Here is a 12,871-nt window from a genome sequence, read left to right as displayed (position 1 = left end):
CTATATCGTGTTCGGGGTAATTGTTCCATCTATATCCTCCATTCCATGTCTATATTTTATGAAACTTTGGACTCCATAAAACTCAGCATACCTCAAAGTGGAAGAAGCGGGACTTCGTTCACGATGCGCCGATGGGACCGAAGGAACCTGCGTCGACCGTTCTGACGAAGGAGCAGGAAGCCATGTGCGTGGCTTTCCGCCAGCATACGCTACTCCTTTGGATGACTGCCTGTATGCCTTGCAATCCACGATCCCGCACCTGTCCTGCTCATCCCTGCATCGCTGCTATCAACGTCACGGCATCAGTCGGTTGCCGGATGTAGATGGCGATAAACCCGCGAAAAAGAAGTTCAAGAAGTATCCCATTGGATACTTTCATATCGACATCGCTGAAGTGCGCACCGAGGAAGGCAAGCTCTATCTGTTCGTCGCCATCGACCGCACCAGTAAGTTCGCCTATACCGAGTTGCACGACAAATCGAACAGGGAAATATCGACGGCCTTTCTGCGCAACCTGATCAAGGTCGTTCCTTACAAGATCCATACGATCCTGACCGACAACGGCAGCCAGTTTTGTCATCCGCCTCGCTACCGCAACGGGCTGACAGCGCAGGGATCACGCATATGTTCGATCTGTGCTGTCATGAACATGGCATCGAACACCGGCTCACAAAACCAAAACATCCCTGGACGAACGGACAAGTCGAGCGCATGAATAGAACAATCAAGGAAGCGACTGTGAAACGCTATTACTATGATTCACATGACCAGTTGAAGGCTCACCTACATACTTTTTTGGTGGCATATAACTTCGCCAGACGACTGAAAACCCTCAAGGGCCTCACGCCTTGCGAATACATTTGCAAAATATGGACAAAAGAGCCAGAACGATTTAACGTTGATCCTTTCCAGCATACCGTGGGACTAAACACCTAAGTATTTGCACGTATTGCAATGATCATAAAGATAGAAAATAATGGTTTACAAATCAATATAAGTTAATGAAGTTCATTCCATTGATTCATATTGATTTATAAAATTACACTTTATTTTTAGAGTAAATTGAAGGAATTCAAGAAAGAAAAAAACTGGGATTTTCATAAAACTCTTTTAATTTCACATAAAATGGAAGATTCTTATGAAGAAATATATATATGCTATTGCTCTAATTCTTCCTGCTTTTAATGCTTTTGCTGGAATGTTCAATGATGAGCAAATTGTTGCTATCGTTCAGGCCCTCAATAAAGCTGAAATCGGTGCAGGCGATCTTGCTAGATCCACTTCAAATCACTCCGAAACCAGGAGATTTGGTCATCGGATGGTTGGAGAGCATTATGGTGCCAATTGGTTAATTAATGATATGGTTTGGACTCTTTAAATCCACCATATGACGGTAGCCGCGATGCAGATGGCCTAAAGGAAGTTTTTGACGCGTTGTGGTCGAAGCGGATGGCGATACGTCGAAAATCTTTCATTCTGCCAAATGTGCGCTAGATGATGTTCCGCAGAAGACCACCTATTACCGTTACATGTATGTTACGGTATTGCCTGTACCGGCATGCCGATAGCTAAAGTTGTGTTTAATCAGGAAATCATGGGTAAGAAGGTTACTAGCTTTCTGTGGGAGTAGCAGAAAAAACTTTATTAACTCTTCTGAATAAATACGTAGCACCACCCATCAAACATCTCACTGAAATTCTGCGGAGGATCAGTATGAAAGAAACAAGATTGGGAAGCGTAGTCGTAGTATTCTGCTTGATGTTTGTAATCATCTTCATTGCTATAAACAGCGCATGGTCAGCGCAAGAAGAAAAGTCCAGCACTGGTTTTGCGTGGAATGATGGTGCAGAAATTTATGCCAAAATTTGCGCTTATTGTCATGAAGCCGATGTCGGACCGCAAATCCGCAATCGTGAACTTCCCGCAACCTATATCCGCACAATCGTTCGTAACGGTAACCGGGCCATGCCCGCCTTTCGTTCTTCCGAGATTGACGATGAATCACTGGCAAAACTGGTGGATTTCATTTCACAAAAAGAATCTCAGCATTAAGGAGGTCACATTCCATGGATGAAACCCGACGTAGCCTCATCAAGGGTATGCTTACTGGAGGAACCTTATTGGCCTTTGGTATACCCCGAATAGCTGAAGCAGTACCTATCAGCCAAACGCTTGCCGGTAGTATGCGAAATTGCCGACTATTGCTGGGAAATACACCTATAGACGAAGCATTTGCCAAAGGCGCTCAGACTGCTTACACCAACTATAGCAGTTACCATCAAGGTGCATTACCAGCATTCCAATTAGAGGATCAGCTATTAACCAACCCTCTACACATAGTGGATTTATTGACGCAAACCCGGAATATGCGCTGGGTTGCCGTCATGGATGATGCCAATGCGGCCATATTCACTGAACTGGTGCGAAATTTTGAAAGGCGCCTGCTGGCATTAGGCTCGCACACTGCCGTATCCAGCGATAACGCCCCCCTCCCGCTGCGTCATAGGTGGACTACCGCGTCACCGGCCTACAGTGCTGGAGGATTGCTGGCATCCATGCTGATTCAAAATGGACACAGTTTTTCTATTGTCGAAAATTTTCTTGCACAATCGCTGGGAGATAGTGCAGGAAAAGAGGCATCCTTATCTGAATTTTCGTCCTATCAGTTGGCTGATCAGTCCGCAACTCGTTTACATTGTGCCGGAGTACTTCCGCAGGAAGCCAGTCAACTGATTGGCTGGAAAGCATCAGAAAATTGGGAATCCGTATCCTCTCGGGTCGATGAATCTTCCATCGGCCAACACAAAACGGCGACAGGTACAGCAATTGAATATCCGCAATTTGACAATTGGATTGAAGCTACCGGTTATGGGGTGGTAGCGACAGCATTGGATATGGGGATAAATCAAGAGTCTTGTTCCAGCCGCGCATTTGTACATCGATCGAATCAGCGTAAACCGAATCATCAAGGGTTATCGGGCAAAAATTTTGTCTCGTTTATAATCGACGTGTAGGGAGAACACAGCATGACCAGCAAATATATCGCATTACCAAAAGGCGTATCGGAAAAAAACTTTGATGCAGCTATCAGTGATTTTCGCAAGGTAGTGGGTGACAACTCTGTGCTCATCAGCGCGGAACAGCTTGCACCCTACATTAAGACGATGATGCCAGTTTCCGATGTCGAACATGCGCCGTCCGCAGCACTATTGGCTACAACTGTCGAGCAGATCCAGAGAATCGTTGCGATTTGCAATCAATACAAAGTACCGATCTGGACGATTTCCACCGGCAAAAATCTGGGTTATGGCTCGGCAGCTCCGGCAGAGCGTGGTCAGGTCGTGCTTGACCTGAAACGTATGAATCGCATTCTTGAAGTGGATAAAGATTTAGCCTTTGCTTTGGTAGAACCAGGTGTAACCTATCAGCAGCTCTATGATTACATCAAAGAACACAAATTGGGCTTATGGCTATCCATGCCCGCGCCTTCAGCCATTGCAGGACCGGTTGGTAATACGTTGGATCGCGGGGTCGGATATACGCCCTATGGCGAGCAGTTCCTGTTTGCCTGTGGCATGGAAGTTGTACTTGCAAATGGCGAAGTACTGCGCACCGGCATGGGTTCAATGCCCAACTCCAACACCTGGCAGGTATTCAAATGGGGATATGGACCCTATCTGGATGGCATCTTTACGCAATCCAACTATGGTATTGTCACTAAATTCGGTTTCTGGTTGATGCCTGAACCACCCGCATTCAAGCCGTTTGTCATTCAATACCAGCACGAAGAAGATATCGTTGAGATCGTTGAAACGATTCGTCCGCTGCGCATCAGCGGTGTGATTCCAAATGCTGTGGTCATCGCTCATGCACTGTATGAGGCACCCGTAAAAGCTCGGCGCAGTGATTATGTGTCCGGGCCTGGTTCAATTCCGGATGAAGCAGTTTATCGGATTATGAAAGACCATAAACTGGGAATCTGGAATGTCTATGCCGCGCTCTATGGCACGCAGGAACAGATTGATGTGAACTGGAACATCGTGAGGCAGTCATTCGGTCGATCGGGCAAGGCAAAAATTCTGACGGAGCAGGAAGCGGCGGAGGATCCCGCATTTGTTTATCGCGCTAAGCTTATGCGCGGAGAAATGACACTTACGGAATTTTCGTTATATAACTGGCGCGGAGGTGGCGGGTCGATGTGGTTCGCACCCGTCTCACAGGCGCGAGGCAGTGAAACGCTCAAACAGATGGCTCTGACCAAGCAGATTCTTGCCAAATACGGCCTGGATTATTCCGGTGAATTCATCGTCGGGATGCGTGATATGCATCATATTGTCGACGTACTGTACGATAAGACCGACCCGGAGCAGACGAAAGCAGCCTACCAGTGTTTTGATGAATTGCTGACTGAATTCTCTGCGCGGGGGTATGGCACTTACCGCGTCAACACGGCATTTATGGATAAAGTGGCTGAAACCTATGGCCAGGTACAGAGAAATGTGCACAAAACACTTAAAAAAGCATTGGATCCAAATGGAATTCTTGCGCCGGGGAAATCCGGCATTCGCTAGTCTCATTTTGACTTTGAATAGAAAATAACCATTCCAAAGCGGAGGTACACGTGAATAAAATCAAGGCAGCCGTTGTCCGTCAAAAAGGTGGACCTTTTCAGATTGAAGACGTGATGCAGGATGACCCACGCGCCGATGAAGTGCGCGTCCGGATCGTAGCAACGGGAATGTGTCATACCGATATGGTCGCGCGTGATCAGCTCTACAAAGTGCCTTTGCCGGTGGTGTTGGGGCATGAAGGCTCGGGAGTGGTCGAACAGATTGGCAGTCATGTGAAGAAAGTCTCTGTTGGTGACCATGTGGTGCTGACCTATATGTGGTGCGGCCACTGCAAACCTTGTTTACGTGGCGACCTGACCTACTGCGAGCATTTTTATGCATTGAATTTCGGTGGCGCACGCGAAGATGGCAGCACGTCAACCTTTGCAACAGGCAATGCACAAGAACCGATTCATGACCATTTCTTCGGGCAATCGTCGTTTGGCACATTTGCCCTTGTGCATGAGCGTAACGTCATTAAAGTCCCCAAAGATGCGCCCTTGGAGTTGCTAGGTCCGCTAGGTTGCGGTATTCAGACCGGTGCAGGAGCGGTTATAAATGCGTTAAAAGTTAGCCCCGGAAGCAGTTTTGCAGCTTTTGGTGGCGGTGCAGTGGGACTCAGTGCCGTGATGGCAGCACATGCTGCGGGCGCTACTACAATCATCTCGGCAGACGTAATTCCTTCGCGCCTAGCCTTGGCGATGGAACTCGGTGCAACCCATACTATTAACAGCCGAGAAACTGATCCGGTCGAAGCAGTTCGCAAAATTACCGGAGGAGGTTCGGATTTCACATTGGAATCAAGTGGACGCCCTGCCGTATTGCGTCAAGCCATTGATGCACTGGCTATCCGGGGAACATGCGGTATTGTCGGCGCCCCTGCCTTGGGTACTGAAGCGAGCTTCGATGTCAACGGTGTGATGACGACAGGAAAACGTATCATCGGAATCATCGAAGGCGATAGCAAACCGGATCTTTTTATTCCGGCACTCGTTGAGCTATATAAACAGGGAAAATTTCCTTTTGACAAGTTGGTGAAGTTTTATTCCTTCGATCAAATCAATCAGGCCGCTGAAGATAGTGAGAAAGGTGTCACGATTAAACCGATCATTCGGCTGTAGTACAAATTTTTGTACTACACTTTGAGTGGATTTTCTACGAAAACACGCATGAGGAATGCATTATGGAAAAGAAAAAAGAATCTCCACAGCCCTATTCAAATTTCGATCAGTTACTGATCAACGGCCAGTGGCGCCACGGCAAGGGAGCAAAGGTTTTAAACGACTTTAATCCTTATGATGGTAAAGTTCTTGTCGAAATACCGCATGCCAATCGCGATGACATGGACGAAGCCTATCGTGGTGCCGCCAAGGTACAACTTGAATGGGCGGCATTATTACCGGGTGAGCGGGCGGCAATCATGCGCCGTGCGGCACAGATCATGGAAGCGCGACGTGAAGAGATTGTCACATGGATTATTCAAGAGTCCGGTGGTACACGCATCAAAGCCAATCTGGAATGGAATGCCGTACATGGCGTGCTGCTCGAGGCAACCACGCTGCCTTATTTGGTGGAAGGCCGGATTCTTCCGGCGGATATTCCCGGCAAGGAAAGCCGTATGTATCGCAAACCCGTTGGGGTCGTTAGTGTGATCAGCCCCTGGAATTGGCCATTCCAGCTCACTGCTCGTTCTGCAGCACCCGCGCTTGCTGTTGGGAATGCTGTCGTGGTCAAGCCAGCCAGTGATACTCCCGTAACGGGTGGATTGCTGCTTGCAAAAATCCTTGAAGAGGCGGGATTGCCTCCGGGCGTACTCAGCGTTATCGTGGGTGCAGGCAGCGAGATTGGCGATGCATTTGTCACCCACCCCATTCCTCGTGTCATATCATTTACCGGGTCAACACCGGTCGGCCGCAATATAGCCAGATTAGCTGCCGAGGGACCAATACTAAAAAGACTCGAACTGGAATTAGGCGGTAATGGCCCATTTGTGGTATTGAGTGATGCCGACTTGGCACAAGCTGTGGAAGCTGCCGTGTTTGGTAAATTTCTACACCAGGGCCAAACCTGCATGAGTATTAATCGCTTCATTATTGATGATCGGATTTACGATGATTTTGTAGAACGCTTTGTGGATCGAGTGCGTCAACTGAAAGCAGGTGACCCAAATGCCCCTGATACAATGATCGGTCCCATTATCAATGAATCCCAGTTAAACGGACTGCAGCAACGGATTCACGATGCCATTTCATCGGGAGCCCGACAAATGTTGGGTGGTGACGCACAAGGTTTGGTACTTCCACCCCATGTATTCTCCCAAGTTACCAATGAGATGCAGTTGGCACAAACGGAATCCTTCGGCCCCATCGCGCCGCTCATACGTGCACACGATGAAGCCGATGCGCTGAAAATCGCTAACGACACTGATCTTGGACTTGCTGCCGCTGTGTTTACACAAGATGCCGAGCGCGGCCTTCTATTCGCACAACAACTCGAATCAGGCATGGCGCATATCAATGATCAGCCGGTCAACGATTTACCCTATAACCCCTTTGGGGGTGAAAAGAATTCAGGTGTCGGTCGCTTCAATGGTGTTTGGGCAATAGCCGCATTCACAACTGATCAATGGATAACCATTCAGCATACGCCTCGTCACTATCCTTTCGACGCGCGAGCCTTTACGGGGTTTGGAGCTGAGCGGTAAGTAACGGATGCTGTCCAATATAGAGCGCAACTGGTGGGGTATGCTGATTTTCATGGAGCCCATAATTCCATAAAATGAAGAGATGAAATGGAGGACGAAAATTTAAGTTCTTTAAAGAAAATGGATTAACTCTTGTTGAAGTGTCACACTACTTTAAGCAAAAACAGACGCTTTTTGAGCATTCAGCAGCATGTTTGATTAAACATCCGGCTTACGTATAATCAACTTTAGCAAAAAAGGGGCGTTTATTTTTCCTATACGCGAGAAGTTCTTCATTTGTGTCAATTCGGGACTACGACTTATCTGCGGATTGGTAAGCCGTCACCCCGATACTATCGGAACTTTAAGATGATAGATAGATTGATCAGTATCTTGGCACACCGCCGCGATTCCTGCATCGGAGAGTTCGATATATGACAGAAAGAAATCAGAAACGCAGGCTCGATCCACCCGTGGATGAATCATCAGACCACGTGATCGGACCGCCGCACGCAAAAGTAACAATTGTTGAATATGGAAGTTATGCGTGCCCCAATTGTCGCGCGGCCAATGAAGTTATTTCGGGTATTCGCGACAAGTTTGGTGACCAAATGCGCTATGTTTTCAGGCACCGACCTGTCCCGGGAAACACACTGGCGCGGCGTGCTGCAGAGTTGGTGGAGCATGCAAGGGATTCGGAAAGTTTTTGGAAAGCCCATATGAAATTAATGACCCGATCCGTGCAATTGATGGAAGAAGACTTGGCGGAAGTCGCTGCGGATCTCGGTCTTACTGCAACAGACGCCGAAGACACAAAGAAGGCAGATCAGTTGGCCCGCGAAAACGTCGATGCAGGCTTAGCCAGTGCCAGCCATAGCGGCGTAAATATCACACCAACTTTCTTTATCAATGGCCGTCAGTATAAGGGCCCGTGGGACCAGTACTCCCTTAATGAAGCAATGCTTGAAACATTAGGGTATCGCGTTCGTGTGGCGGCGTTTGATTTTATTAAATGGGGACCTTCTGCGGGGGCCTTATTGCTACTTGCGTTAGTTACGGCAGTGATTGTTAGTAATTCCGCCCATAACTCAATATTTGAAGCTTTCTGGAAACAAGATTTTGGTTTGACATTTGGAGAAACAAGTTTCAGCCTCTCGATTCAGCATTGGATTAATGATGGGCTACTTACAATTTTCTTTCTAGTTGTAGGTTTGGAAATAAAACGCGAATTCACTGTTGGTCATTTAGCGCGATTACGTTCAGCAATCTTACCCATTGCAGCGGCACTCGGTGGGATGTTGGTGCCCGCCTTGCTTTACATAGCAATAGTTCCTGACGGTATATGGTCGCATGGTTGGGGAATCCCGATGGCGACGGATACAGCTTTCGCAGTTGCACTGATCGCACTGATGGGGCGGCGTGTACCGTTGGAATTGCGCGTCTTCCTGACTGCGGCGGCCATCGTTGATGATATTGGCGCAATACTTGTTATTGCCGTGTTTTATTCGACCGACTTACAACTTGGGTATCTCGTTGGTGCTGCTATGACATGCGCCGGCCTGGCCGTGCTGAACCGCGGACGAATTTATAAACTCACGCCGTACCTGTTGCTCGGCCTCGTTCTCTGGGCATGCTTCAATGCGAGCGGCGTACATGCCACACTTGCCGGTATCATACTCGCGATATTTATCCCAACTCGACCACCCCCGAATATGCATGTGCTGATGGCGCAGGCAAATACAATCATCGCTGCCAGCTCTCAGTATTCAGGAGAATTCCTAAGGCATGGCCCATCACTGCCAGTCCTCCAGGCACTGGATACGATATATGATCGTCTTGAGTCTCCAGCTGCGCGTCTGTTAAGGCACGCTGGGGCACGATCGAGTTATTTGGTGTTGCCACTTTTTGCGTTAGCCAATGGCGGGGTCGTTTTGTCGACAGGAATCATTGATGGGCGAGAGCCATTGGTGCTCGCCATACTCACAGGCTTTGTGGTTGGAAAACCCGTTGGAATGGTCGCCGCCTCAGTTCTGGCCGTTCGAGCGGGGATTGCTGATAAACCAGAAGCCTATTCCTGGACGCAGTTGGTCGGTGCTGCAGCATTGGCGGGAATTGGCTTCACAATGTCACTTTTCGTTGCTGCTCAAGCTTTCCCTTCATCAAATGACCTTGATGCCGCTAAAATCGCTATATTTATAGCGTCGACGGTCTCCGCAATAATTGGCGTCTCGTTGCTATGGGGAGCCTGGTTTAACTCGCCAACAAGGCAACAATAATAATACCGACCTCGCATCGTGATTAAAAACTCAGCATGATTGCCTTTGCAATCGGTGAAAGTTTTTTCCTTAAGCTTGTATCGTCATGTATCGTTGCCAATACGCGCTTAATTCAAGCTCTCATTAGGAAATGAGATAATATTGCCATAGATTACGAGGAAAAATTATGGCGAGAAGAGCGGGCGGAGCAAATCAGTTAGTGTTGGCACGAGAATTGTTGAAAGCAGCCAAAACCACGGCTGTGTGTTGACGACTCAGGCAGTATTGCTTCCTTTAGAATTGGGAATGTCGTTAGAGGAAACGGCAAAAAGGCTATTGAACGCTCAATCAGATCGACGTGTAGCATATGCGCACGCGTACTGTAGAGTAACTCGCTGTGAAGAGGATACATCTCAAACGAAACGAAGCTGAGACTCCGTCTCGTAGCAATCGAATCAATGTAACTGATTATGATTGGTTCGTTTATAAAGCGCGTCATTTGATTGAGTGTTTCTTCAACAAAATTAAGCATTACAGAAGAATATCCTCACGCTATGAAAAAATAGCTAGAAATTACATAGAGTTTATACAGTTTATCTCAGCAGTAATTTGGCTTCTTTAAAATGTCAACAGAAGTCGTAATATTCATACATTATTAATAATTTTTGTGGTTAAATGGATTGCTTACATATTTTTATTTTTTATCGATGGGAGTTTTATTTTATATTTGATGGCTAACATCCTGATCGTTGTTGTTGTTAAAATAGAAACCCATATGCTAATCCTGTTGTCTATAACTCCAGTTGAACCCATTATTTCAATTAAAGAACCTATTATTGCCGCGCTAGCATAAAGATCCTGTGTGAATATTGAAGGGCTTTTCCCTGTTAGAATATCTCTAAAAACACCACCACCTACAGCGCTTGCACAACCAAGAATAACTGATAGCTGTATACTACCAGTATACTGGTAGGTTTTGTTAGCACCAAACGCGGCAAAAAACCCTAATCCTATCGCATCAAAAAATGTACTTGGTTTTTGGAAGGAAAGAATTAATTTTTGGAAAAATGAAACTATAATTATTGCAAGGAATACTCCTATTAAATACTCGATGGTTATAAGTCCAGCAGGTGGAGTTGCAGATATACAAATGTCTCTTATTACACCACCTCCTACAGCGGTAACTAGAGATATAACAAAGACTCCAAACACATCATAATTTTTCTTTACTCCAATTACAGCACCACTTAAGGCAAATATAAATGTACCAAATAGGTCTATGAAATGTAATATGCTATCCACTATTTTCACCAGTAATACAGGCATAAAGCATATGCCTGTGTTTCCCATTGTATTAAAGCCATGCAAGTGCTGCTACTAACATGGCTTCTAATCCGGTTTTAACTGTAGGGTTTAATTCTATTTTGAATTGAGATGAGTGATTGGCAGGAATACTCTCTACCTTATCTTCATTCACTGCTTTTTCCCACTCTCCTTTTTCTGTGCTACCAATGAACCAAAATACATAAGGTACACCCCACCTTCTACCAAAGTAGCTAAAATCTTCACTCGCGGTAGCTGGTTTAGTCTCGTAACATCTGTCGCCAAAATAACTAATGAAATTTTCGCTTAATTTTTTTGTGGCATATTCATCATTTTCAGTTACCGGATAGCTATCAATGAATTTTATTTCTGGTTTTGATGCACCAGAAGCATGACTTTCACAAAGACAAATTCTTTCTACGGATTTTATCATTTTTTCCCTGACAGAGTCTTTGTAGCTGCGCATGTTTATCTTTAAAACAGCATCATCTGGGATGATATTCTCTGTGGTACCTGCTTGAATTGATCCGATAGTTAAAACTGCGCTATCTAAAGGTGAGATTTCTCTAGAAACTATTGTTTGCAACCTGACTGCGGAATGAGCGGCTATCATAACTGGGTCTATGGAGTTTTGCGGCATTGACCCATGAGCTCCTCTTCCATGAAATTTTATATGTAAACTATCACCAGCGGTAAGGATTGCTCCCGCTTTATATCCTACAGTACCGGCTTTACCGACCATTACATGCTGCCCTAAAATAATATCTGGTTTCAGGAATTTGTCTTTCATATCATCAATCATAGCTAAAGCACCTTTTCCGATTTCCTCCCCAGGTTGAAAGACAACCATTAAAGTTCCCTTCCATAAATTTTTATTCTTGGAGAGAATCTCTGAAGCTCCCATCATCCAAGCTACATGGAGATCGTGTCCACACATATGTGAAACAGGTGTTTTTATACCATCTGATGTTTCACCTACAGCTCTGCTTGCATAAGGTAAATTTGTTTTCTCTTCCATAGGCAATGCATCCATGTCAGCTCTCAGCATAACAACCTGACCATCACCATTTTTCATAATTCCGACAACACCAGTAATTCCTAAATTCTCTGACACTTCAAAGCCCAAATCTCTTAGATGATCTGCAGCTATTTTAGAAGTTCTGAATTCTTGCATTGATAACTCAGGGTTCTGATGTAAATCCTTATAAATATGTTCAATTTTTGGCAGTAATGATTCTATCTGGTCTTGTACTTGATCTAGTATATGACTCATTTTCAACCTCTATCTATGTTTTATAATTACAAGTGTAATTGCCTACTATAAATTGGTAGATTCTCATATCACTAACAAAATGAGTTTGCTATGCCCCGATTGATGCTTACTGATGAGTTCTGGCTGAAGCTGGAGAAGACCCTGTTTCAGAAGCGATTTATAACAAGTGCAATTTGCGCATGACGGTAGAAGGTGTGGGACGCAATAATCATTTATTAAATTTTGTAGAATCTGATTTCTAATTATTCTAGATAATCTAACTAATAAAAGAATAATTATGGATATTTGTTTACTAGAGTCTGTTGACATTTCACACAGGTAGCCACAGATACCCGCATGCCATGGCAACCATACTTTCATAATTTCTCTTTAGTTTGTCGTATCGTGTTGCCACTGCCCGATACTGTTTTAGTCGGGCAAAAGCGTTTTCCACCAAGTGTCGATATCTATACAAGCCCCAATCCATATCTGCGTTACCCTTCAACGAATTGCGCTTTCCTGGAATCACAGCCCTGGTTCCCTTCTTTATTATCTGCTCACGTATACACTCACTGTCATAGCCCTTATCCGCTACAATCGCTTGCGCATCAGGTAACCTGGCAATCAGCTGCGGTGCTACAGAACAATCATTCACTTCTCCACCGGTGATTTCAAATTCAACCGGCAAACCATAACTATCAACAGCCAGGTGGATTTTCGTAGTGTTGCCCGCACGGCTTTTCCCGAT

At 45.7% G+C, this 12,871-nt stretch carries 10 protein-coding genes and 1 pseudogene; 8 read left to right on the top strand and 3 right to left on the bottom strand.

Annotated features, from left to right (window positions below; translation table 11 throughout):
• Window positions 1–92: 92 nt before the first annotated feature.
• The 8 genes and pseudogenes from BLV54_RS13055 to nhaA form a co-directional block, all read left to right on the top strand.
• Window positions 93–936 (top strand): annotated as a pseudogene (locus tag BLV54_RS13055) (IS481 family transposase); the annotation flags it as partial.
• Between the two features lie 202 nt (window positions 937–1,138).
• Window positions 1,139–1,378, top strand: a complete 240-nt coding sequence (locus BLV54_RS13050; protein ID WP_090572079.1) for a DUF4142 domain-containing protein — start codon at window positions 1,139–1,141, stop codon at window positions 1,376–1,378.
• Between the two features lie 335 nt (window positions 1,379–1,713).
• Entirely contained in the window at window positions 1,714–2,052 is a 339-nt protein-coding gene (locus tag BLV54_RS13045; RefSeq protein WP_090572081.1) for a c-type cytochrome, read from the top strand.
• A 14-nt stretch (window positions 2,053–2,066) separates the two neighbouring features.
• Window positions 2,067–3,014, top strand: coding sequence for a hypothetical protein (locus BLV54_RS13040; protein WP_090572078.1), 948 nt, complete (start codon window positions 2,067–2,069; stop codon window positions 3,012–3,014).
• Window positions 3,015–3,026: 12 nt separating this feature from the next.
• A complete protein-coding gene (locus BLV54_RS13035; protein ID WP_090572077.1) occupies window positions 3,027–4,571 on the top strand; it encodes an FAD-binding oxidoreductase in 1,545 nt (514 codons plus the stop codon).
• 50 nt (window positions 4,572–4,621) lie between these two features.
• The gene (locus BLV54_RS13030; protein WP_090572076.1) at window positions 4,622–5,731 is read left to right on the top strand and encodes an NAD(P)-dependent alcohol dehydrogenase; all 1,110 of its coding nucleotides are present in this window, start codon (window positions 4,622–4,624) and stop codon (window positions 5,729–5,731) included.
• 62 nt (window positions 5,732–5,793) lie between these two features.
• A complete protein-coding gene (locus tag BLV54_RS13025; RefSeq protein WP_090572075.1) occupies window positions 5,794–7,314 on the top strand; it encodes an aldehyde dehydrogenase family protein in 1,521 nt (506 codons plus the stop codon).
• A 413-nt stretch (window positions 7,315–7,727) separates the two neighbouring features.
• Window positions 7,728–9,569, top strand: a complete 1,842-nt coding sequence (nhaA, locus tag BLV54_RS13020; protein WP_090572074.1) for a Na+/H+ antiporter NhaA — start codon at window positions 7,728–7,730, stop codon at window positions 9,567–9,569.
• A 663-nt stretch (window positions 9,570–10,232) separates the two neighbouring features.
• Here nhaA and BLV54_RS13010 read toward each other — a convergent pair.
• The 3 genes from BLV54_RS13010 to BLV54_RS13000 form a co-directional block, all read right to left on the bottom strand.
• A complete protein-coding gene (locus BLV54_RS13010; RefSeq protein ID WP_218132401.1) occupies window positions 10,233–10,874 on the bottom strand; it encodes a trimeric intracellular cation channel family protein in 642 nt (213 codons plus the stop codon).
• A 28-nt stretch (window positions 10,875–10,902) separates the two neighbouring features.
• Window positions 10,903–12,144: an amidohydrolase gene (locus BLV54_RS13005; RefSeq protein ID WP_090572072.1), complete on the bottom strand. Its 1,242-nt coding sequence runs from the start codon at window positions 12,142–12,144 to the stop codon at window positions 10,903–10,905.
• A 310-nt stretch (window positions 12,145–12,454) separates the two neighbouring features.
• The coding region (locus tag BLV54_RS13000) for an IS5 family transposase (protein WP_143032477.1) at window positions 12,455–12,871 on the bottom strand (417 nt) is incomplete at its 5' end.

It is taken from the genome of Nitrosomonas sp. Nm33 (assembly GCF_900107265.1).
In the GTDB taxonomy this organism is placed as follows: domain Bacteria; phylum Pseudomonadota; class Gammaproteobacteria; order Burkholderiales; family Nitrosomonadaceae; genus Nitrosomonas.
Note: the sequence above shows the minus strand (reverse complement) of the source record. Positions and strands in the feature narration are given on the sequence as shown.

What these genes read in the sequence shown, in the direction of transcription:
- BLV54_RS13050 (WP_090572079.1), top strand. Translation starts at nt 1,139, where the DNA reads ATGAAGAAATATATATATGCTATTGCTCTAATTCTTCCTGCTTTTAAT.
- BLV54_RS13045 (WP_090572081.1), top strand. Translation starts at nt 1,714, where the DNA reads ATGAAAGAAACAAGATTGGGAAGCGTAGTCGTAGTATTCTGCTTGATG.
- BLV54_RS13040 (WP_090572078.1), top strand. Translation starts at nt 2,067, where the DNA reads ATGGATGAAACCCGACGTAGCCTCATCAAGGGTATGCTTACTGGAGGA.
- BLV54_RS13035 (WP_090572077.1), top strand. Translation starts at nt 3,027, where the DNA reads ATGACCAGCAAATATATCGCATTACCAAAAGGCGTATCGGAAAAAAAC.
- BLV54_RS13025 (WP_090572075.1), top strand. Translation starts at nt 5,794, where the DNA reads ATGGAAAAGAAAAAAGAATCTCCACAGCCCTATTCAAATTTCGATCAG.
- nhaA (WP_090572074.1), top strand. Translation starts at nt 7,728, where the DNA reads ATGACAGAAAGAAATCAGAAACGCAGGCTCGATCCACCCGTGGATGAA.
- BLV54_RS13010 (WP_218132401.1), bottom strand. Translation starts at nt 10,874, where the DNA reads ATGCCTGTATTACTGGTGAAAATAGTGGATAGCATATTACATTTCATA.
- BLV54_RS13005 (WP_090572072.1), bottom strand. Translation starts at nt 12,144, where the DNA reads ATGAGTCATATACTAGATCAAGTACAAGACCAGATAGAATCATTACTG.